Below are 20,237 nucleotides of genomic sequence, written 5' to 3' on the forward strand. Positions count from 1 at the left end.
TGCCCGGCTTTTTGCTTTCTATTCGGCTGCTTCGAGGGTGGGGCGGATCTTGTTCCAAAGCGCATTCTCACCCATGGCCTGAACCATGGCTTCATGCGCTTCGCGCTCGCCCGCGGAAAGGCGCGACGGCAAAGGTTGAGGCCGTGGCTCTATCTTGACCTGGATCTGCCGGTCCTGACCCCGCTCCTCGGTTTCACCCGTGGATATCTCCAGGCCGAATGCAGCCTGCTTGCCACCAACGAGCTCGATATAGACTTCGGCCAGGAGCTCGGCGTCGAGCAGAGCGCCGTGCTTCGTGCGTCGTGAGTTGTCGATGCCATAGCGTCGGCAGAGCGCATCAAGCGAGTTCGGCCCCATGGGATGCTTGCGCCGGGCAATTGCGAGCGTATCCACGATCAGCGACGGGTCAACCACCGGCTGATTGAGGCGTGCGAATTCGGCATTGATGAAGCCGATATCGAAATTCGCATTATGAGCGACGAGTTTTGCGCCGTCGATGAAGGCAAGAAACTCGTCCAGTATCTCCGCAAAGACAGGCTTGTCTGCCAGATCCGCATCCGAGATCCCGTGAATGGCCTTAGCGTCGGGATGGACGGAACGCCCCTGGGCATTGATGAAGAAGTGCAGGGTACGTCCAGTGGGAAAGCGGTTATCGAGTTCGACACAGCCAAGCTCGATGATGCGATCTTCCCGTGGGTCGAGTCCGGTGGTTTCCGTATCGAATATGATTTCGCGCATTGTCCAACTCTCTGCCTACCATTCGACAATGGGGGTGAAGCGGTAGCCAATGCAAGCAGTGTCGGCTCGCAAGCGTGCCTAAAGCTGTGCAAGCTCTTTCACGATCTGCCGCACCTGATCGCGTGCATGGTCCAGCCCTTTACCGGAATCTATGACATAGTCGGCACGCTGGCGCTTTTCTTCGTCGGGGACCTGCTTTGCCAGAATGGCGGCGAATTTCTCTTCCGTCATCCCTGGGCGGGCGAGAACCCGCTGCCGCTGGATATCGGCAGGTGCAGAGACCACCGCAATCCTGTCCACACGATCAGTGCCGCCGGTCTCGAAGAGCAGCGGAATATCAAGCACGACGAGTTCCGCACCAGCCTTGCGATGCCGTTCGACAAAGGCATCAGCATCTTGGCGTACGAGCGGATGAATATAGTTCTCAAGCTTCCTGAGCGCTTCCGGGTTGCCGATCACGCGCTGGCCCAGCTTATTGCGGTCCACCACGCCATCGATCACCGTTCCGGGGAACAGCTCTTCCATCCCCTTTGCAGCGTCACCAGCATACAGGCGGTGAACGGCGGCATCTGAATCATGCACGGGAACCCCTTCTTCGGCGAACATTCTGGCAGTGGTGGATTTTCCCATGCCAATCGAACCCGTCAGCCCGAGAATGATCACTTCCCGCTCCTCAGGTCATCAATGATGCGCTGACGCAGCTCGCCCGTAACCTCGGGCTTCACGCCGAACCAGCGCTCAAACGCTGCGACCGCCTGGTGCAAGAGCATTCCAAGACCCTCAACCGTTCGCAGGCCGCGCTCCTGTGCATCGGCTAGCAGGGGAGTTTGCAAGGGAACATAGACAATATCGGAAACGATGGCGTGATCAGGCAGCGGATCAAGCGAAATGCTCAGGGGCGCTGATCCGGCCATGCCGAGCGATGTGGTATTCACCAGGAGATCGGTTGAGGCAAGCAGATCATCAAGAGCCTCCCAGCTATGCGCCGACGTCGTTCCGCCGAAACGGGCCTGAAGATCCCGCGCCCGCGCCTCGGTGCGGTTCACAATGCGGATTTCATCAAAGCCGCGCTCTTGCAGGGCATGGATCACGGCCCGGGCAGCACCGCCAGCGCCCAGCAATACGGCCGTCCTCGCGCTGTCCCAGCCCGCCATTTGCTGATCAAGATTGGCTGCGAAGCCATAGGCGTCGGTATTGGAACCGCACAGATGCCCGTTTTCGAGCCAGATCGTGTTCACGGCGCCGATCTTCTCTGCTGCTCCGTCCAGCTTTTCGACAATTTTAAATGCGCTCTCCTTGTGAGGAAGAGTGACATTGCCGCCGGCATAGCCCTGTTCGTGAAGCGTGTGGAGGAAGTGGGCGAAATCTTCCGGAGCCACGTCGATCGCCTCATACGAGCCATCCAGCTCATACTTTTCCAGCCAATATCCGTGGATCAGCGGAGACCTCGAATGCTTGATCGGGTGTCCGCAGACAAAGGCCTTGATGGGCGCTTCAGCCATCAATCAGTTTCCTTTCGCGCAGTGCCTCCAGCAGTGGCAGGAGGGGCAAGCCAATGATGGTGAAATGATCACCTTCGACTTTCCGGAACAGGTGGTTTCCAGCACCTTCCACCTGATAGCTGCCAACGCTTCTTAGGGCTGCGTCGCCGATCTCAGCGAGATAGCGACCGATAAAGCCAGGCTCCAGATCGCGCAGGGTAATATGTGCAACGGAAGTGTGGCGCCATTGAACCTGGCCCTGATGCGCCAGAACAACAGCGCTGTTCAACTGATGGGTCTTTCCCGAAAGCGTCAGAAGGTTTCGTCTCGCTTCTTCCATATCCCTCGGCTTGTGGAAGACCTGTTCCTCCAGTGAAAGTGTCTGATCGGCACCGATTACCCACGCATCGGGATGGCGCTCGGAGACATCCACCGCCTTGGCTTCAGCCAGAATGGCGGCCACATCTTCGGCGGTAGCGCCGCTTGTCAGCAATGGCGCCTCCACCGCGCGCTCGTCAATGACCGGAGCTTCGGTGGAGATTTCCAATCCCACATCCTCAAGCATCTTTCGGCGGAAGGGACTGGTGGAGGCGAGAAGGAGCGGTGCGGTGTTAAAAGCCATTTTCATCTCCGCTTGAGCGTGTTTCCGCCCGCAACGCCATGATTGCCGCTGCGGTTTCCTCGATGGAACGTCGCGTGACATCTATCAGCGGCCAACCGTGCCGTGAACAAAGCTGCCGTGCATATGCCAGTTCGCGCGCAATCGTGGATCTGTCGGTATAACTGTCGAAACTGTCTTCAGTGCGCGTGCCAAGTATCCTGTTCTGCCTGACCTGCGAAATTCGTTCGGCCGAGGCAATGAGACCCACTATGAGCGGACGCTTTGCAGTCAGTAGTTCTGGCGGCGGCGGCACATCAGGCACCAGGGGGACGTTGGCGGTCCTGATGCCGCGATTTGCCAGGTAAATGCTGGTGGGCGTTTTTGAGGTGCGCGAAACACCGATGAGCACAATGTCGGCTTCCTCGATATCATAGGGAAGCTGGCCGTCATCATGCTCCATGGTGAAATTCAGCGCATCGATGCGCCGGAAATATTCCGCGTCCAGAACATGTTGCGCCCCCACGCGACGGCCGGCCGGTGTTCCCAAATAGGATTGAAAGACGCCCAAAACCGGCTCCAGTACAGACACGGCCGGCAGCCCCATAGCCTGGCAGCGCTCGTCGATCTGGCGCGCAAGTGCCTGATCAACAATGGTGTACAGCACAATGCCTGGCTGGCGATCTATCTCTTCAAACACACGTGCCAACTGCTTTTCGGTGCGTATCAGCGGATAGATATGCTCGATCGCGCGCGCATTCTTGTACTGGGCAGCCGCAGCGCGACCCGCAGCGAGCAGCGTTTCACCCGTCGCATCCGAAATGAGGTGCAGATGGAAGAAGCTTTGAGGCTTTTGCACACGCCCTGTTCCCTGACTGTGGAGCACTGTTGATAACGCGGGAGTGCTGAATTGGCGAGGGAGCCGGTGGGGGAAAAGGTGCCGGTTAATCCACAATTCGAGGTGTCGTGGAGACGAATTTGCCCATGTGGGAATCTTTGTGGAGCTTGCACGCACTTCCACAAAGCAGGTTTTCCTGACCCGGGCCGGAACGTTTTGGCAAGTTCATGGATTCATGGAGTGAATCGAAATGATTCAGAATTTTCTCCACATGGCGGAAATTGGCTGCGACCAGTTGGGGACTTGTGTTTTCCGGCGAGAAATCGTGGAAAGGAAATAATCCACATTTCGAACAGACTCTAAGAAACAGAAAGAGTCTTCTTCGAAGAATCTTTTTTATTAGCTATTCGGAGAGGCCCGAAGTGGCGGCAACGAAATTCATGGAAGTGATGGACGGCAAAACCGTCTTTCCTCCTCCCATCTGGATGATGCGACAGGCAGGGCGTTATCTCCCGGAATATCGCGAACTAAGAGCCAAAGCGGGCAGCTTTCTCGATCTTTGCTACAATCCCGACTTTGCAGTCGAGGTAACGCTGCAGCCGATCAGACGGTTCCACTTCGATGCGGCCATTCTCTTCTCCGACATCCTGGTTGTACCGCATGCGCTTGGACGGGATCTTCGTTTCGAAGAAGGTCGTGGTCCTGTTCTGACACCGATCGAGGCGCTGGAGGTTTCTGCGCTTAAAGCCGGAGATGCCTTTCATGAAAGGCTGCAGCCGGTTTACGAAACCGTGGCCCGCCTGAAGAACGAGCTCCCGGAGGACGTATCGCTGATCGGTTTCTGCGGAGCGCCCTGGACCGTTGCCACCTATATGATCGCTGGGCATGGAACACCGGACCAGGCTCCGGGACGTCTGTTTGGCTACAGCAATCCGGAAGTGATGGACCAGCTTCTCGACAAGCTGGCGGTGTATTCGGCCGACTATCTCGTGCGGCAGGTCGAGGCAGGGGCCGACGCGCTTCAGATATTCGACTCTTGGTCAGGTGTGCTGGATGAAGCGTGTTTCGAGCGCTGGTGCGTGGCACCTGTTGCCAAGATGGTGAAAATCGTTCGTGAGCGCTGCGGCAATGTGCCGATTATCGGGTTTCCCAAGGGGGCTGGCTGCTTTGCCGACGCATATCGCCGTAAAACCGGTATCACGGCTCAGGGTCTCGACTGGACGGTGCCGATGGAAAAGGCGCGTTCCCTGCAAACCGAGGGACCGGTGCAAGGCAATCTCGACCCAATGCGGCTGCGTGCCGGCGGAGCGGCGCTGGAAGAGGGGGTTGACCTCATCCTTCAGGAGCTTGGCCAGGGACCTCTGGTCTTCAATCTCGGCCATGGTATCACACCGCAGGTTCCCGTTTCACATGTTGAAGCACTGGTGAACCGCGTCAGACAGGCTGGGGGATGAAGGCATGACGATGAGCAAGATCTTGGTGCCGGGGCTGGCACTATTGGGAGCGGTGGTCCTGTTCCTTTTCAGCGCTGAGGGTGCCTATGCCTGGGTGAAAGCTCTCCACATCATCGCCGTCATCGCCTGGATGGCCGGCATGCTGTATCTGCCGCGCCTGTTCGTCTACCACGCTGACGCGCCAAGTGGTTCCGACAAGAGCGAAACCTTCAAGATCATGGAAAGACGCCTCTACAAGGCGATCATCATGCCATCCATGCTGGCAACCTGGATTTTGGGTCTTTGGCTTGCGTGGAGAGGTTTCGGTTTTTCGGGTGGCTGGCTTCACGCGAAGATTGCGCTCGTAATTGCCATGAGTGGCGTGCACGGCTTTCTCGGCGCTTCCTTGCGGAAATTCGAGAAGGACGCCAATACGCGCAGTGCGCGCTTTTGGCGGATCATGAACGAGGTGCCGACCGTCCTCATGCTCCTGATTGTCGTTCTCGTGGCCGTGAAGCCCTTCTGAGGGCCCTTTCGCCCGATGGATTAACTTTGAAGCCCCGGCAGCGCAATCGGTTGTTGGCGGGGCTGGAACCAATTACGGCCCTTGCTCTTTGTTCATGAGAAATGTAAAAGGGCGCTTCCTTCCTTTTCACGTCCGGCTCGGTCTTTACCCGTAGCAAGTGACGCGTCGCGCCGCAGGGCGCCCTATTCCCTCATTCCTACCCATCCAGAGTCCGCACCATGCAGGAAATGAAACTCCAAGAGCTTAAGAGCAAAACGCCAACAGACCTCATCGCGTTTGCTGAGTCTCTCGAAGTTGAGAATGCGAGCATCATGCGTAAGCAGGAGCTTATGTTCGCCATTCTCAAGAAGCTATCCACTCAAGACTTTGAAATCATCGGCGAAGGTGTTGTAGAAGTTCTTCAGGACGGCTTTGGATTTCTTCGTTCTGCTTCTGCAAACTATCTTCCTGGCCCGGACGATATTTACATTTCCCCTTCGCAGATTCGCCGCTTCTCTTTGAAGACGGGCGATACTGTTGAAGGACCGATTCGCAGCCCTAAGGAAGGCGAGCGATACTTTGCTCTTCTCAAGGTCAACACGATCAATTTCGAAGATCCCGAGAAGATCCGCCACAAGATCCACTTTGACAATCTTACGCCGCTTTACCCGGATGAGCGGCTCAAGATGGAGCTGGAAAATCCTACCTCGAAGGATTTGTCCGCTCGTGTCATCGATCTCGTAGCCCCATTGGGCAAGGGACAGCGCGGACTGATCGTCGCTCCGCCTCGGACCGGTAAGACCGTCCTTCTACAGAATATCGCCCATTCGATTACGTCTAATCATCCGGAATGCTATCTGATCGTTCTTTTGATCGACGAGCGTCCGGAAGAAGTGACGGATATGCAGCGGTCTGTGAAGGGCGAGGTCGTCTCCTCAACCTTCGATGAACCGGCATCGCGCCACGTTCAGGTTGCCGAGATGGTGATCGAAAAAGCCAAGCGGTTGGTGGAGCATGGGCGTGACGTTGTCATTCTGCTCGATTCGATTACCCGCCTCGGCCGCGCCTACAACACGGTCGTACCCTCTTCAGGCAAGGTGCTTACCGGTGGTGTGGACGCCAATGCCCTTCAGCGTCCAAAGCGCTTTTTTGGCGCCGCGCGCAATATCGAGGAAGGTGGTTCGCTGACCATCATCGCAACGGCGCTGATCGATACCGGCAGCCGCATGGACGAGGTCATCTTCGAAGAGTTCAAGGGTACGGGCAACTCGGAAATCGTGCTCGACCGCAAGGTCGCCGACAAGCGTATCTTCCCGGCCATCGACATCCTCAAATCAGGCACCCGCAAGGAAGATCTTCTTGTCGCGCGTCAGGACCTGCAGAAGATTTTCGTACTGCGTCGTATCCTCGCCCCCATGGGCACGACAGACGCAATCGAGTTCCTCAGCGACAAGCTCAAGCAGACCAAGAGCAATGGCGAGTTCTTCGATTCCATGAACACCTGACGCCAAAGCATCATCTTGATTTTGCAAAAAGCGCATTCCCCACGGGATGCGCTTTTTTCTTTCTCGGCTAAGTAATTCGCCCAATTTCTTTGAGCTGATGCTCAAGTTCCCGCGTGCCATGTATGGGTGCAAGGCAACGCGTTGGCTGACAGAGCAGGGCCGTGCCATCTTGGATTTCTAACCTATTCCCGCCCGCATAAGCGCGTTGGCCGACTGCCAATGTAACATCAATCCTGCGAATATCGGGTAGCGACGCGGCAGCTTCACCCATTGTGCGATCATGCGCGGGCGTGAGCAATCTGTATTGGATCTGTGCCATATAGGCTGCGAAGATGATACCTGCACGGCCATAGGCCTGAGCATGGCTGCGCCTTAAGGCCTCCTGCGCAACTATCTCCACACCCTCTTGCAGTTTCTCGTCGGAAGTGACCGCGGCAAGTTCCGAAAGAGCGAGTATGATTTGCGCAGTCGCCGACAGCACGGCCTCATCTGCATCACCACGAATGCGCATGGGTACGTCATCCTGATCCGCAGCTTGGAGATAGTACCCTTTTCCGGACTCGTCCAAGTGATGTGCGCGCAATGCATTCTCAAAATGTTTGGCATCCTCAAGGTAGCGATGACGGCCAGTGGCAGAATGAAGAGAGAGTGCTGCACGGATCATCGCGGCATGGTCGGAGGAAAGACCGGTCTGCTGCTTGCCGTTGGGCAGAATGACATGTGGAAGGCGACCGCTGGTGCCATGCGCCCGGATCGCATCATATGCGTTTGCCGCTGCCTGCAGCCAGTCATCCCTGCGCAACATGCGTGATGCGCGGGCAATCGCGGCAATGGCCACACCGTTCCAATCCACAATGACCTTGTCGTCTCTGCCGGGAGAGGGGCGGCGTTCTCTAAGCGTGCGCAATGCTTCGCGCATCCTAGCCAAGCTATCATCGTCTGGTGAGCCTGGCTTGCGCACGAGTATTGGGTCACCTTCCCAGTTCCCTGGTGAGATCAGGCTGAAATAGGTCTCGAACTCGCCGACATCTGGCCCGAGCGCGTCTTCCACCTGTTTTGTGCTCCATGTGTAATAGGAGCCTTCTCCGCCTACGGAGTCCGCGTCCAGGCTGGCGGCGAACCCGCCTGCCTCAGCCCTCATATCCCGGATCAGCCAATCCACTGTTTCTTCAAGGCGAGTTTTATAAAATTCTTTGCCGGTGGCCGTATGGCAGTGCGTCAGGAAGTCGATCAAGTAGGCATTATCGTAAAGCATCTTCTCGAAATGAGGGACAAGCCACAAGGCATCCGTGGAGTAGCGCGCCATTCCCCCGCCGACATGATCATATATCCCACCATGGAGAAGCATGTGCCAGGTGCGCAGCACATTGGCGCGGCTGTTGGAGTTTCCATTCTCCAGCCAATCCATCCACTGAACATAGAGAAAGGGAGCGTTGGGAAATTTCGGTGCCCCCTTCAGCCCGCCATGTTCGTCGTCGCTCATTCCGTTCAAGCGCTCAGCGAAGGATTTCAGCAGGACGGCGGGCTCGGTGTTCTCGGTTCCACCTTCAGGCGAGAGTGATTTTTGTACGTGATCGTGCAGATTTGCAGAAGCATTTATAAGCTTCTCCCTGTCATTCATCCATGCTCGACTGACAGCGGACAGGACGTCCATGAAACCTGGGCGACCATATTTCGAGTGCTTCGGGAAATAGGTACCTCCCCAAAACGGCTTGGCGTCTGGCGTGAGAAACATCGTGAGCGGCCAGCCACCTTGTTCCCCCATGGCAGTCAAAGCCGCCATGTAAATCTGGTCGATATCCCCGCGCTCTTCACGGTCTACCTTTATATTTACGAAATGCGCGTTCATCAGCGCAGCCACTTCTTCATCCTCGAAGCATTCATGTGCCATCACATGGCACCAGTGACAGGCCGAATAGCCTATGGAGAGGAGTATGGGCTTGTTGTGCCTGGCTGCTTCCTTTAATGCCTCCTCACCCCAAGGCCGCCAATGAACCGGATTGTCCTTGTGCTGACGCAGGTACAAACTGCCTTCGCGTCCAAGCAGGTTCTCACGTTCCATCCAGGCCACCTATAGGTTCATCTATTGAAAAGGTAGCGCGCTTTGCTTCTCGGGCAAAATACTAGCGATACGATCTTCGCACTCTCCACGGGGCAACTCCCATCCGGTATTGCGGTTGTCCGTGTTTCAGGGAACCTGACATTTCCGATGGTCAGAGCGCTTTGTGGTTCCTTGCCGCAAGCACGGCAAGCGAAACTCGTGCAGCTGAAGGATGAAGATGGCCGTCTGATCGATCACGGACTCTGTCTCATATTTCCCGCTCCTCACAGTTTTACAGGCGAAGATTGTGCCGAGTTTCAGGTCCACGGCGGCAAGGCTGTCGTTAACAAATTGTTGGAAGTACTGGGCCGTCAACCTCATTGCAGAATGGCGGAGGCCGGAGAATTTGCGAAACGCGCGTTTCTGAATGGAAAGCTCAACCTTACTGAAGCCGAAGCGCTGGCCGACCTTATAGACGCGGAGACCGAAGCGCAGCGGCAATTCGCACTCAGCAATCATACTGCAGCACATGAAGCGCTTTATGAAAGCTGGAGGAAGAAGCTCCTCCATATACGCGCGTTCATGGAAGCTGAACTTGATTTTGCCGACGAGTCTGACGTGCCTGAAGATGCTGCATCATGGATCTGGGGGGACCTGCAGGCACTGCAGCATGAGGTTCAACAGCATATTGATGGATATCGGGTGGCGGAGATCATTCGGGAGGGTTTCCGCATCGCACTCATAGGCGCTCCGAATGCAGGGAAGTCTACTCTGCTCAATCACTTGGCCAAGCGCGAGGCCGCGATCGTGTCTTCGATACCGGGGACCACCCGGGATGTTATCGAGGTTTCCCTGGATCTGCGTGGATACAAGGTGATCTTGTCCGACACTGCCGGTATCCGAGAGGAGGCGGACGAAATCGAAGTCATAGGTATAGAGAGGAGCGTTTACGCTGCCGAAAATGCCCAACTCATTCTACATCTGTTGGATTCGCGTGACCCCATACCAGTGCTTGCGGATGAAGATGAACGGGTACTTTCGATCGGAACCAAAACCGATCTGGCGCCTGCGCCCGCGAACTGTCGGCTGGGTATATCGGTCCACACAAATGTTGGGATCGAGCAGCTTATCGAACTCATGACCACTAGATGCGAAGCATTAGCGAAATATACCGCAGCAGTTTCGCCTTTCCGCCAGCGACATGTGAAGGAACTGCGCCACGGCGAACTCGCCATAACGCGTTCTCTTGAACTGGGACGTCAGGGACATCTCGAACTCGCTGCTGAAGAAATGCGAGAGGCTTCAAACGCGCTGGCTCGGATATGCGGGAAGGCGGATGTTGAAGAGCTGCTTGGCGTGATTTTTTCCAGTTTTTGTGTCGGTAAATAGTGACTCACGTGAAACATTGCCGGGGAGCGTCCGCAATCAATGACTCACGTGAAACACCGTCTGAATGGCTCAGACGGGCGACGCGTGGATTCACGTGAAACATCGGGGTAACGCCGAGCAAGGTTTCACGTGAAACTTGACATCTTGACCGCACCACATTCTGGAGCCAAACAGACCTCGAACAATTTTGGAGTTTCTTTATGGCTCGGATATTCGATGTCATAGTTATCGGTGGTGGACATGCCGGCTGCGAGGCAGCCGCTGCATCAGCTCGTGCTGGCGCCACAACAGCACTGCTTACCCTCGACAAGAGCACGATCGGCGTCATGTCCTGCAATCCAGCCATTGGAGGCATAGGCAAAGGGCAGCTTGTGCGCGAGGTTGATGCGTTGGACGGCCTTATGGGACGTGTGGCGGATCAGGCAGGAATTCAGTTCCGCCTGTTGAACCGGCGAAAGGGGCCCGCTGTGCGCGGCCCGCGAACGCAGGCGGATCGACGTCTCTACAAAGAGGCGATGCAGCGAGCCATTGCTGAACAGGAGAATCTGGAAGTCATCGAAGGTGAGGCGCGGGCTGTCAACTACAGTGGCGGTCGGGTGCAGTCGGTAACGACTGATGCAGAGATATTGCACACCGGTGCCGTGGTTCTGACGACCGGAACATTTCTCCGCGGTTTGATCCACATTGGTGAGAGGAAGTTTGAAGCTGGCCGTATGAATGAACCGGCCGCTAAGAGTTTGTCCGCATCTCTTGAAAGTCTTGGAATGCATCTCGGCCGCCTTAAAACAGGAACGCCGCCAAGGCTTGATGGCCGTACCATCGCATGGGACAGGCTGGAGAGGCAGGAAGCAGATGAAGAACTGGTTCCATTTTCGCTTCTGACCGAGTCCATCACAGTTCCGCAGATTGCCTGCGGGATTACGCGTACCACATCTCAGACACATGAGATCATTCGCCAGAACATTCACCGTTCTGCGATGTATTCGGGCGCGATCGAAGGTGTTGGTCCAAGATATTGCCCTTCGATCGAAGACAAGATCATGAAGTTCGGTGACCGCGACGGGCACCAGATATTTCTCGAGCCGGAGGGCTTGGATGACGATACCATCTATCCGAACGGTATATCCACTTCACTGCCGGAGGATGCCCAGCACGCATTGCTGAAGACAATCCCGGGACTGGAAGATGCGGTTGTGCTGCAGCCTGGCTACGCAATAGAATATGATCACGTCGATCCACGCGAACTCGAGCATAGTCTGGAATGTCGGCGCTTGCGCGGCTTGTTCCTGGCCGGGCAGATCAACGGTACGACTGGCTATGAGGAAGCTGCCGCTCAAGGGTTGCTGGCAGGCATCAACGCTGCACGTCGAGCTTGTGGCAGCGAACTGGTGCATCTTGATCGTTCAGAAGCCTATATTGGCGTGATGGTTGATGATCTGGTGCGTCGTGGCGTTAGTGAACCCTATCGGATGTTCACCTCGCGCGCAGAGTTTCGGCTGACGCTTAGGGCGGACAATGCTGATTTGCGATTGACACCATTGGCTGAGAAATGGGGGATCGCAGGTAAAGCGCGGCGCGAGCGTTTTACCGAACTGTCCGAGCGGCTTGATGATGCCAGGAGAATGGCGGAGTCACATACCCTCACGCCAAATGAAGCAGAGAACTATGCGATAAAGCTCAACAAGGATGGGGTTCGACGGACCGCTCTCGATCTGCTGGCGCAGGTCGATGTTGGTGTGCAGCGACTGTCTGAGATATGGCCAGAGTTTGGTGATCTGGATCCCCGAACAGCTGAATTATTGGAGACCGAGGCGCGGTACGCGGTCTATCTTGATCGTCAGAAAGCCCAAGCGGACGATCTCAAGCGTCAGGGGCAGGTGGTATTACCGACCGATCTGGACTACCGAGCGATTGCGGGTCTCTCCAATGAACTAAAAGCCAAGTTGGAAATCGCCAAGCCAGGAACTGTTCGTGAGGCAGAAACTGTCGACGGAATGACACCTGCTGCTTTGGCGCTGTTAGTGGCGGCCGCTCGGCGGCATAATGCGGAGCGCGCGGCTTGAGTGATCGTTACGAACGGCTTGTCAAGATAGCTGGACCGGTTTCACGTGAAACATTCAGTCGACTCGAAGCTTTTGAACAGAAGTTTTTGCATTGGTCGAAGAGCATAAACCTGGCTGCTCCCTCAACGCTCCCCTATCTATGGGAACGCCATATTCTCGACAGCACGCAATTGCTGACTCACGTGAAACATGCCCGCAAGCTGGTAGATATCGGTTCTGGTGGTGGGTTCCCAGGAGCGATTCTTGCAATTCTTCTGGCGGGGAAAGCTGAAGTGCATCTGGTTGAAAGCAACCGCAAGAAAGCAGCGTTTCTGACCACGGTTCTTCATGAAGTCGGAGCTCCAGCGCGCGTCCACGCACGAAGAATCGAGCAAAGCTATGAGCTTGTGGGGCAACCTGATGTCGTCACCGCTCGTGCTTTGGCCCCGTTGAAACTTCTGCTGGAACTTTCGGAACCCTGGATTTCAGGTGGTGCATCGGCATTCTTCCATAAAGGCCGGGATTACCAACAGGAAATCGAAGAAAGCGATACCTTGGATCGATACGATCTGTTAATACATCAGGACCTGGTTACCAAAGAAGGTGTGATTCTTCAGCTTTCTGGGAAGCAGCAGGTGGCTGCGCCGGGGCAGTGAAATAGGCGAGCAGGTGTTGCTGATCTATGGACAAGTCCACACGCATAATTACCGTTGCCAATCAGAAGGGTGGAGTGGGAAAGACCACGACAGCCATCAATCTCGCGACTGCATTGGCTGCAATCGGAGAGCGGGTGCTGGTCGTTGATCTGGATCCGCAGGGCAATGCCAGCACCGGCTTGGGCATAGATCGCCAAGTTCGCCAGCTTTCCTCGTATGACGTGCTTACGGGAGGAACTGATGTTCCTACCGCTGCAATGGAGACGGCGGTACCCGGTCTTTCCATAGTGCCGTCAACGCTGGACCTTCTGGGAATCGAGATGGAAATCTCGGAGGCCCCGGATCGGGTGCTGAAATTGCGGAATGCGTTGCGCAATTCAGGACCGCTGAATTTCAGCTATGTGTTGATCGACTGTCCGCCGTCCTTGAACCTGCTCACCCTGAATGCCATGGCGGCCGCGGATTCAGTCCTTGTGCCACTTCAGTGCGAGTTCTTCGCATTGGAGGGCTTGAGCCAGCTCCTCGAGACAGTGGAGCAGATTCGCGGCTCCATTAACCGGCAGCTTGGAATCCAGGGAATTGTCCTGACGATGTATGACCGGCGGAACAATCTCGCCAATCAGGTCGTCGAGGATGTCCGCGCCTATATGGGTGATGCTGTTTACGAAACTGTCATCCCGCGCAATGTTCGCGTCTCCGAAGCGCCTTCCTACGGCAAGCCTGCGATCCTTTACGATCTGAAGTGTTCCGGTAGCCAAGCCTATTTGCAACTGGCATCCGAAGTCATCCGCCGAGAGCGCCGCCTTCAGGCTGCTTGAGTTTTGTTTTGAGGACAGTGACGACCCATGAATGAAGATCCCTCACGCAAACGTCTTGGCCGCGGTCTTGCAGCCCTGATCGGCGAAATGGACAAGCCTGATGCGCCTGAACAGGCTCCTGTTCGCGCTGACCGTTCAGCGCCGATCGAATTCGTTTCGCCCAATCCACGCAATCCACGTCGCCATTTTGCGGAGGAAGAGCTTGAAGATCTTGCTCAATCCATTCGCGAGCACGGTATTGTTCAACCGGTCGTTGTTCGTACCGCCGCGCAAGGGCGTTACGAGATCATCGCGGGTGAACGGCGGTGGCGTGCGGCGCAGAAGGCAGGCCTGAGCGAAGTACCGGTCATCATTCGAGATGTTGATGACAAGGCCGCGCTGGAACTCGCAATAATTGAGAATGTTCAGCGCTCGGACCTCAACCCCCTTGAGGAAGCGCGCGGCTATCAGCAGCTCATGGATGAGCACAATTACACGCAGGCAGATTTGGGGCAGGTGATTGGCAAGAGCCGCAGCCATGTGGCAAACACATTGCGCCTGCTCAAGCTACCCGAAGCCGTGACCGACATGATCGTGGATGGTTTGCTTACTGCAGGTCATGCCCGTACCCTTGTAAATGCCGATGATCCGGCGGGTCTTGCAAAGCGAATAGTTGAGGAAGGCCTTTCGGTACGCCAGGCGGAGGCATTGATGGCGGAGCCGGACGCAGCTTCATCACCCAAGGAGAAGGTGAAGCGCGAGAAGGACGCTGACACGGTATCTCTAGAGAAGCTCCTCACCGATACAACCGGGCTCAAGGTTGCAATCAATCACAAGGCCAAAGGCGGCGAAGTAAGGATCGCCTATAAAAGTCTTGAACAGCTTGATGAGCTTTGTCGGCTTCTTCAGCGCTAATTAGTCAGCTAATTATTTCTATTGCTCTGCGTTCTCGCCCAGCGGAGACCGTGGAAACCTGGCCGGATTGCTCAATAGCATCCTGCCAGGATCGCGCTTAGGGGCCGCACTAATTTGCGCATGCTCCATGCCAAAGTGAGCTAACTGGTCAGCGCGCCCGCTTCGCCTCTACCGACAGGGCGAGCAGTGTCTGTCTGCTGATCGCGTCGGAAAGTGCCTGATTTTGTCGACTTTTGAGGATTCCAGCCTGTAATCTGCTCGCAGCCTGATCAAGGCGCTCTACACTCCACTTTGCCAAAGAGGCTTCAACGGCGGGCTTTCGGGAGAAGAAGATCGGGGGCCGCGCAGCAGCCATGGCAGCACTTGCGGATTTACCTTCGTTCTCCATCTGGCCACGCAAAAGCATAAGCAGATGAACCTGGCGCAGCGCCGCTGCAAGCAGAAGGAAGGGCGGATTGCCGCCTGAGATATGGCGGGCGAAGTATCGATCAAACAGGTCCATCCGCCCCGTGAGGACTGCGTCCACACATGCATCGGCAGGGCTGGCTGCCACATCCCCGATGACGGCCTCGATATCCTCTGGCTGCACTTCTTCCCTGCCGTGGCAGTAAAGCGCCAGCTTCTCGAGTTCGCTGCGAGAGGCCAGCCGGTCTGCGCCAAGGCTGGCTTTCAGAAACTGCCGTGCCTCCATCGAAAGACGCAGTCCTGCCGAGGCCATCACCTCTTCGATCAAACCATCAAGGCCACGACCATCATCTGCGTAGCAGGGCAAAGCCATGCCTGCCCCTGAGCGTTCCACCGCAACGCGCAGCGGTGCGCTCTTCTTCATATCTCCACCTTCGATGAGTACGAGACAGTCGGTCGGCGGCTCATCAAGCAGGGCCTTCAGCTCGCTCGTCAAAGCGGCGCTATTCCCAGCATTGCGCAGCCATACGAGGCGTTTGGTTGCGAACATGGGCACCGTGCGAACCTCGTCGCTCAAACGCCCTTCCTGCTTTTCGATCTCGCTACCGTCCAGCTTGATGACGGTGAACGGGTCATCAAGCGGCAGTCCGGTTGTGCGTGCGAATTTCTGCGCCCTTTCGCTCACCAGCCCGCGATCTGGACCATAGATGAGAACAACTGCCGCAGCGGTATCCGGACGCGCAAGCCAGCGGTCCACTTCATGCGCTTTCTTCTGTGCCATGAGCCCTGCTTAACGCACAGCCACTGCTAGCGGAAGAGTTTCAGTTGTACATCGACAGGCGTGCCACGCGATCATCGAGACGTCCTGCAGCTACCGCAACGCTTGATCAGGATGCGGGGTGCAGCTATTTGCTTGGCGAAGATGTCAATAGCAGCAGCGAAGCCACCGTCAGGAGGTGCCAGAGGCTGATTCGGACGGGGGCCGGGAATGAACAAGCGGAAGATGCGGGAATTTACCCGTCGCCACTGGTTTCCCGTCGCCGGCTTCGTGGTCTCCGTATTTCTTGCCGTCTGGTTCAGTCTCACCTTTCTGGCAGAAGCGATCTATTTCAATGATGAGCGGCACCAGTACGAGCCGCTCAAACCCTGGATGACCCCCCGCTATGTCGCACTGTCATACGATCTGCCGCGTGAGGTGGTGCTTCGCGCATTCGAACTTGATCCCGAGGGACCGCCGCAGCGTCTCAGGTTGGGGCAGATCGCGCGCATGAACGGTCTGACGCTTGAAGAACTGACCGAGCGCTTGCATGAGCAGGCAAAAGAATACCGGGAGAGCACCAGTGACTGAGATTGTTCTGGGCCTGATCCCGGTCTATGGCCTCTTCGTGATCTTCGTGATCGTGTTTCTGGCCTGTACCGGCATTCCCATGCCCTCGTCGATCGTGGTGTTGACGGCGGGTGCATTGGCAGCGGCCGGCGACCTTGCTTTGTGGCACGTGCTTCTCGTGGTCATCTGCGCCTATCTGCTTGGCGACCAGATCACCTATAATGCAGGGCGCATGTGGGGACCGGCATTGATTGCGCGGCTGCGCCGCAGAAAGCGCATGCGACCGGCTATAGAGCGCAGTGAGGCTCTTCTTGAAAAGCACGGTTCACTGGCGATTTTCATCAGTCGAACCGTGTTGAGCCAGGCGGGGCCATATGTCGGTTATGTGAGCGGATCTCTGGAAATGGGGTGGCGGAAATTCACCGCCATGGCTGTTCCGGCAGCTGTGCTTTGGACACTGGCCTATGCGCTGCTTGGATATATGTTTGCAGGCGAACTGCCCAAGGTTTCCGATCTCGTCGCCGCGATGCTTCTGGTGGGTGCAGCATCGCTTTCCGCGCTCGCATTTGCCGTCTGGATCGCGCTGTTGTGGAGACGCTTTGAAGCCTCAGACGAAGAGGCGGCCCCTTCGCCAAGCTTTGCCCGGAAATAGAAAGCGCTGACCAACCCAGAAAACACAAAAGCCGCGGCGAACCGCGGCTTTTTGCGTTTTGAAACTGGAGCGGGCGATGGGATTCGAACCCACGACCCCAACCTTGGCAAGGTTGTGCTCTACCCCTGAGCTACACCCGCTCGCCAGCGGTAAACACCGCGAGCGGCGCCTATATGGCTGAACTCGGAGGGGAATGCAACAGGGAATTTCATGGGAATTTCACATTGGCGCAAATTTTTGGCTCAGCGCGTTGGACGCCAAGGCGCGTTACAAGCCAAGGAGGCTTGAACTCACTGCATTTCTGTCGGAACAAGGGCTGAGCAGGGAAAAGAACATGTCAGAGAAGACCGCGCTTTTATTCGAGAAGTTCAAGGCACTTTCCATCGAAGTCACCACCTACGAGCATCCGCCCCTGCACACGGTCGAAGAATCGCAGGCGTTGCGCGGGAGCATCGCGGGCGCGCATACGAAGAACCTGTTTCTGCGCGATCGCAAGGGTGCGCATTTTCTCGTTACCGCGTTGGAGGATGCTGAAATCGATCTCAAGAGCATCCACCACATCATCGGCGCGTCCGGCCGGGTTTCCTTTGGCAAGCCGGATGCGATGGAGGCCTATCTGGGAGTCCGTCCTGGTGCCGTCACACCGCTTGGAGTTCTCAATGACGAAGGGGGGCAGGTGAAAGTCGTCCTGGACGAGGATTTGATGCGTCACGACATCATCAACGCCCATCCCTTGCACAACGAGGCAACGACCAGCATCGCGCGGGTCGATCTCATCCGCTTTCTTGAAGCGGTGAACCACTCCCCTGCAATCTTGAAAGTTTCTCGATAATCGCCACTTTCGCGATATCGGATATCCCTTGGCTGCATAAGCAAAACTGAAGGTCAGGCATGAGCACCCCAGATAACCCGTTCGGCAGTTCGGCTGCCAATGCGCCTCAGGCGCGTTTCCAGGAGGAGATGTCTTCACCGCAGACCGTCAATCTCGATGGGAATGGAGGAGGGGCCGGAGCGCTGGTCAAGGATAGCTCGACCGCCGCTTTCCAGTCGGATGTCATCGCCGAGTCGCGTCGCCAGCCGGTGTTGGTCGATTTCTGGGCACCCTGGTGCGGGCCCTGCAAACAATTGGCACCAATGATAGAGAAAGTGGTTGCCGAGGCTCGGGGCAAGGTAAAGCTCGTAAAGCTTAACATTGATGAGCATCCTGCCATTCCGGGGCAGCTTGGCATTCAGTCGATCCCTGCTGTCATTGCCTTTGTTGACGGCCAGCCGGTGGATGGCTTCATGGGAGCCGTGCCTGAATCCCAGATACGTCAGTTCATCGACAAGCTTTCAAAAGGCGGCTCCGATCCGGTACAGGATGCGCTGGAAGCGGCGAAACAGGCGCTCGACCAGGGGCAAAGGGACCACGCTGCACAGATCTACTCCGCCATTCTCCAGCAACAGCCAGATCAGCCGGATGCGCTCGCAGCCATAGCCCAGATGCTGTACGACGCCGGTGAGAAGGAGAAGGCCGAAGAGATGTTGAGCCGGATCCCTGCAGAGAAGCAGGATCTGCCGGCAGCAGCCAGCCTGAAGGCACGTATCGCACTTGACGCGCAGGTCGCGGAGCTCGGCGATCCGGTTGCACTTGAAGCGAAGGTCGAAAACGATCCCACCGATCACGAGGCGCGGTTCAATCTCGCCCTTGTCCGCAATGCCCAGGGGCGAAAGGATGAAGCGGCGGATCACCTTCTCGCCATCATGAAGGCTGATCGTCAGTGGAACGAGGATGCCGCCCGCGTGAAGCTGCTCGAACTTTTCGAAGCATGGGGCATGACGGATCCTGCGACTTTGTCTGCAAGGCGCAAGCTTTCCTCTCTGCTGTTTTCCTGAAGCTGGCACATGCAGGCTTGGTTTTCTCCCCGCCTGCACCAGATTAGTGGGCACCGGGTCAGGCCCGCTAGAATTTGGAGTATGGCTTGAAGGCTGGAAACCGTCATTATCGATCTGCTGCCGATTTGCCGGATATCGTACCTGTCTTTCCGCTGGCAGGTGCGCTCCTTCTGCCTGAAGGCCTTCTGCCTCTGCAGATATTCGAGCCACGCTATATCGAGATGCTTGATTATGTGCTGGCCACACACCGGCTGATTGGCATGGTGCAGCCCGAACAGAATGATGAGCAAGGTGAGGTTCCGCTGCGCGCGATCGGATGTGTTGGGCGCGTCACTTCCTTCTCCGAGACCGGAGATGGTCGCTACCGTATCACTCTGGAAGGCATAAGCCGGTTCAGGATCCTGGAGGAAGTTGCTACTGACCGCCCGTTCCGTCTATGCCGAATCGAGGCCTTCGCTGGCGACTTCCAAGCCGATGACACTGCGGGAAGCGTTGATCGCGCAGGGCTGATGCGGGCCTTCCAGGACTATCTTGAAGCACATGATCTGGAGGCGGACTGGGAGGGGGTACAGCGTGCCGAAAACGCGGCTTTGGTCAATGCGTTGTCGATGATGGCACCTTACGGGCCGGAGGAAAAGCAGGCGCTTCTGGAGGCGCCCGATATTCGCCACCGTGCCGATACACTGGTTGCCATTACCGAGATAATGCTGGCACGTGAGAGTGCGGACGGCAAAAAGCTGCAATAGTGCGGACTGTGCAGGGGAGTGGCGGTGCAATGGCCGATGAAGCGGGAGAGACAGCGCCGGGCGGAAGGGCAGAGCCCCTCATGGACCGCAAGATGCTTGAGCTTCTCGTTTGCCCGTTGACCCGTGCACCTCTCAAATGGGATCCGGAAGCTTGCGAATTGATCTCGCGCCATGCCGGGCTTGCCTATCCTGTTCGCGATGGCGTTCCCATTCTCCTCGTCTCGGAAGCGCGCCGGCTGGACGATACGCAATAGCTGCTGCCGGTCCTCAGGTGGCCGTTTGCGCGCTCAGACA

21 protein-coding genes and 1 tRNA gene are annotated in these 20,237 nt (G+C 56.6%); 14 read left to right on the top strand and 8 right to left on the bottom strand.

Annotated features, from left to right (window positions below; genetic code table 11):
• Positions 1–18: 18 nt before the first annotated feature.
• From dnaQ to WA367_RS01600, 5 genes are all read right to left on the bottom strand, one after another.
• Complete coding sequence (dnaQ, locus tag WA367_RS01580; RefSeq protein ID WP_336055055.1) at positions 19–738, bottom strand: DNA polymerase III subunit epsilon; 720 nt, start codon at positions 736–738, stop codon at positions 19–21.
• A 78-nt stretch (positions 739–816) separates the two neighbouring features.
• Positions 817–1,401 (bottom strand): dephospho-CoA kinase, encoded by a 585-nt coding sequence (gene coaE, locus WA367_RS01585; protein ID WP_336055056.1) that lies wholly within the window; start codon positions 1,399–1,401, stop codon positions 817–819.
• Entirely contained in the window at positions 1,398–2,240 is an 843-nt protein-coding gene (locus tag WA367_RS01590; protein ID WP_336055057.1) for a shikimate dehydrogenase, read from the bottom strand. The genes coaE and WA367_RS01590 overlap by 4 nt, the downstream gene beginning before the upstream one ends.
• Positions 2,233–2,841 carry a Maf-like protein gene (locus WA367_RS01595; protein ID WP_336055058.1) on the bottom strand — a complete coding sequence of 203 codons (609 nt, stop codon included), beginning with the start codon at positions 2,839–2,841 and terminating at the stop codon, positions 2,233–2,235. Before WA367_RS01595 ends, WA367_RS01590 begins: the two co-directional genes overlap by 8 nt.
• On the bottom strand, positions 2,831–3,676 hold the full coding sequence (locus tag WA367_RS01600; protein ID WP_336055059.1) for a pyruvate, water dikinase regulatory protein: 846 nt from the start codon (positions 3,674–3,676) through the stop codon (positions 2,831–2,833). The genes WA367_RS01595 and WA367_RS01600 overlap by 11 nt, the downstream gene beginning before the upstream one ends.
• A 401-nt stretch (positions 3,677–4,077) precedes the next feature.
• Here WA367_RS01600 and hemE point away from each other — a divergent pair, with 401 nt between their 5' ends.
• The 3 genes from hemE to rho all read left to right on the top strand — a co-directional run bounded on the left by hemE (position 4,078) and on the right by rho (position 7,098).
• The gene (gene hemE / locus WA367_RS01605) at positions 4,078–5,109 is read left to right on the top strand and encodes a uroporphyrinogen decarboxylase (protein ID WP_336055060.1); all 1,032 of its coding nucleotides are present in this window, start codon (positions 4,078–4,080) and stop codon (positions 5,107–5,109) included.
• A gap of 10 nt (positions 5,110–5,119) precedes the next feature.
• Positions 5,120–5,614: a protoporphyrinogen oxidase HemJ gene (gene hemJ, locus WA367_RS01610; protein WP_336055061.1), complete on the top strand. Its 495-nt coding sequence runs from the start codon at positions 5,120–5,122 to the stop codon at positions 5,612–5,614.
• A 218-nt stretch (positions 5,615–5,832) separates the two neighbouring features.
• Positions 5,833–7,098: a transcription termination factor Rho gene (rho, locus tag WA367_RS01615; protein ID WP_336055062.1), complete on the top strand. Its 1,266-nt coding sequence runs from the start codon at positions 5,833–5,835 to the stop codon at positions 7,096–7,098.
• Between the two features lie 67 nt (positions 7,099–7,165).
• Here the strand turns inward: rho and WA367_RS01620 are convergent, their stop codons facing one another.
• Positions 7,166–9,160: a thioredoxin domain-containing protein gene (locus tag WA367_RS01620; protein WP_336055063.1), complete on the bottom strand. Its 1,995-nt coding sequence runs from the start codon at positions 9,158–9,160 to the stop codon at positions 7,166–7,168.
• 42 nt (positions 9,161–9,202) lie between these two features.
• Here WA367_RS01620 and mnmE point away from each other — a divergent pair, with 42 nt between their 5' ends.
• From mnmE to WA367_RS01645, 5 genes are all read left to right on the top strand, one after another.
• Positions 9,203–10,528, top strand: coding sequence for a tRNA uridine-5-carboxymethylaminomethyl(34) synthesis GTPase MnmE (gene mnmE, locus WA367_RS01625; RefSeq protein WP_336055064.1), 1,326 nt, complete (start codon positions 9,203–9,205; stop codon positions 10,526–10,528).
• A 200-nt stretch (positions 10,529–10,728) separates the two neighbouring features.
• Complete coding sequence (mnmG, locus tag WA367_RS01630; protein WP_336055065.1) at positions 10,729–12,591, top strand: tRNA uridine-5-carboxymethylaminomethyl(34) synthesis enzyme MnmG; 1,863 nt, start codon at positions 10,729–10,731, stop codon at positions 12,589–12,591.
• On the top strand, positions 12,588–13,226 hold the full coding sequence (gene rsmG, locus WA367_RS01635; protein ID WP_336055066.1) for a 16S rRNA (guanine(527)-N(7))-methyltransferase RsmG: 639 nt from the start codon (positions 12,588–12,590) through the stop codon (positions 13,224–13,226). Before mnmG ends, rsmG begins: the two co-directional genes overlap by 4 nt.
• 26 nt (positions 13,227–13,252) lie before the next feature.
• Positions 13,253–14,044 (top strand): ParA family protein, encoded by a 792-nt coding sequence (locus WA367_RS01640; protein WP_336055067.1) that lies wholly within the window; start codon positions 13,253–13,255, stop codon positions 14,042–14,044.
• Positions 14,045–14,071: 27 nt separating this feature from the next.
• Positions 14,072–14,938 (top strand): ParB/RepB/Spo0J family partition protein, encoded by an 867-nt coding sequence (locus WA367_RS01645; RefSeq protein WP_336055068.1) that lies wholly within the window; start codon positions 14,072–14,074, stop codon positions 14,936–14,938.
• Between the two features lie 148 nt (positions 14,939–15,086).
• On the opposite strand, the gene holA is transcribed toward WA367_RS01645, so the two are convergent.
• Positions 15,087–16,124 carry a DNA polymerase III subunit delta gene (gene holA, locus WA367_RS01650; protein ID WP_336055069.1) on the bottom strand — a complete coding sequence of 346 codons (1,038 nt, stop codon included), beginning with the start codon at positions 16,122–16,124 and terminating at the stop codon, positions 15,087–15,089.
• A 207-nt stretch (positions 16,125–16,331) separates the two neighbouring features.
• Between holA and WA367_RS01655 the strand changes: the two genes are divergently transcribed.
• Positions 16,332–16,691 (top strand): hypothetical protein, encoded by a 360-nt coding sequence (locus WA367_RS01655; RefSeq protein WP_336055070.1) that lies wholly within the window; start codon positions 16,332–16,334, stop codon positions 16,689–16,691.
• Positions 16,684–17,322: a DedA family protein gene (locus WA367_RS01660; RefSeq protein ID WP_336055071.1), complete on the top strand. Its 639-nt coding sequence runs from the start codon at positions 16,684–16,686 to the stop codon at positions 17,320–17,322. Before WA367_RS01655 ends, WA367_RS01660 begins: the two co-directional genes overlap by 8 nt.
• Positions 17,323–17,387: 65 nt before the next feature.
• Here WA367_RS01660 and WA367_RS01665 read toward each other — a convergent pair.
• Positions 17,388–17,462, bottom strand: a tRNA-Gly gene (locus WA367_RS01665).
• A gap of 194 nt (positions 17,463–17,656) precedes the next feature.
• Between WA367_RS01665 and WA367_RS01670 the strand changes: the two genes are divergently transcribed.
• The 4 genes from WA367_RS01670 (at position 17,657) to WA367_RS01685 (ending at position 20,197) form a co-directional block, all read left to right on the top strand.
• Entirely contained in the window at positions 17,657–18,154 is a 498-nt protein-coding gene (locus tag WA367_RS01670) for a prolyl-tRNA synthetase associated domain-containing protein (RefSeq protein ID WP_336055072.1), read from the top strand.
• A gap of 59 nt (positions 18,155–18,213) precedes the next feature.
• Complete coding sequence (gene trxA, locus WA367_RS01675) at positions 18,214–19,197, top strand: thioredoxin (protein WP_442935514.1); 984 nt, start codon at positions 18,214–18,216, stop codon at positions 19,195–19,197.
• Positions 19,198–19,283: 86 nt separating this feature from the next.
• Positions 19,284–19,943, top strand: coding sequence for an LON peptidase substrate-binding domain-containing protein (locus WA367_RS01680; protein ID WP_336055073.1), 660 nt, complete (start codon positions 19,284–19,286; stop codon positions 19,941–19,943).
• Positions 19,944–20,023: 80 nt separating this feature from the next.
• Entirely contained in the window at positions 20,024–20,197 is a 174-nt protein-coding gene (locus WA367_RS01685) for a Trm112 family protein (RefSeq protein ID WP_336055074.1), read from the top strand.
• Positions 20,198–20,237: the final 40 nt, after the last annotated feature.

Source organism: Nitratireductor sp. CH_MIT9313-5 (genome assembly GCF_037029545.1).
GTDB lineage: Bacteria > Pseudomonadota > Alphaproteobacteria > Rhizobiales > Rhizobiaceae > Chelativorans.

Coding starts and splice junctions, on each gene's coding strand:
- dnaQ (WP_336055055.1), bottom strand. CDS start 738: ATGCGCGAAATCATATTCGATACGGAAACCACCGGACTCGACCCACGG.
- WA367_RS01590 (WP_336055057.1), bottom strand. CDS start 2,240: ATGGCTGAAGCGCCCATCAAGGCCTTTGTCTGCGGACACCCGATCAAG.
- WA367_RS01595 (WP_336055058.1), bottom strand. CDS start 2,841: ATGGCTTTTAACACCGCACCGCTCCTTCTCGCCTCCACCAGTCCCTTC.
- hemJ (WP_336055061.1), top strand. CDS start 5,120: ATGAGCAAGATCTTGGTGCCGGGGCTGGCACTATTGGGAGCGGTGGTC.
- rho (WP_336055062.1), top strand. CDS start 5,833: ATGCAGGAAATGAAACTCCAAGAGCTTAAGAGCAAAACGCCAACAGAC.
- WA367_RS01620 (WP_336055063.1), bottom strand. CDS start 9,160: ATGGAACGTGAGAACCTGCTTGGACGCGAAGGCAGTTTGTACCTGCGT.
- mnmG (WP_336055065.1), top strand. CDS start 10,729: ATGGCTCGGATATTCGATGTCATAGTTATCGGTGGTGGACATGCCGGC.
- WA367_RS01640 (WP_336055067.1), top strand. CDS start 13,253: ATGGACAAGTCCACACGCATAATTACCGTTGCCAATCAGAAGGGTGGA.
- WA367_RS01645 (WP_336055068.1), top strand. CDS start 14,072: ATGAATGAAGATCCCTCACGCAAACGTCTTGGCCGCGGTCTTGCAGCC.
- holA (WP_336055069.1), bottom strand. CDS start 16,124: ATGGCACAGAAGAAAGCGCATGAAGTGGACCGCTGGCTTGCGCGTCCG.
- WA367_RS01655 (WP_336055070.1), top strand. CDS start 16,332: ATGAACAAGCGGAAGATGCGGGAATTTACCCGTCGCCACTGGTTTCCC.
- WA367_RS01670 (WP_336055072.1), top strand. CDS start 17,657: ATGTCAGAGAAGACCGCGCTTTTATTCGAGAAGTTCAAGGCACTTTCC.
- trxA (WP_442935514.1), top strand. CDS start 18,214: ATGAGCACCCCAGATAACCCGTTCGGCAGTTCGGCTGCCAATGCGCCT.
- WA367_RS01685 (WP_336055074.1), top strand. CDS start 20,024: ATGGACCGCAAGATGCTTGAGCTTCTCGTTTGCCCGTTGACCCGTGCA.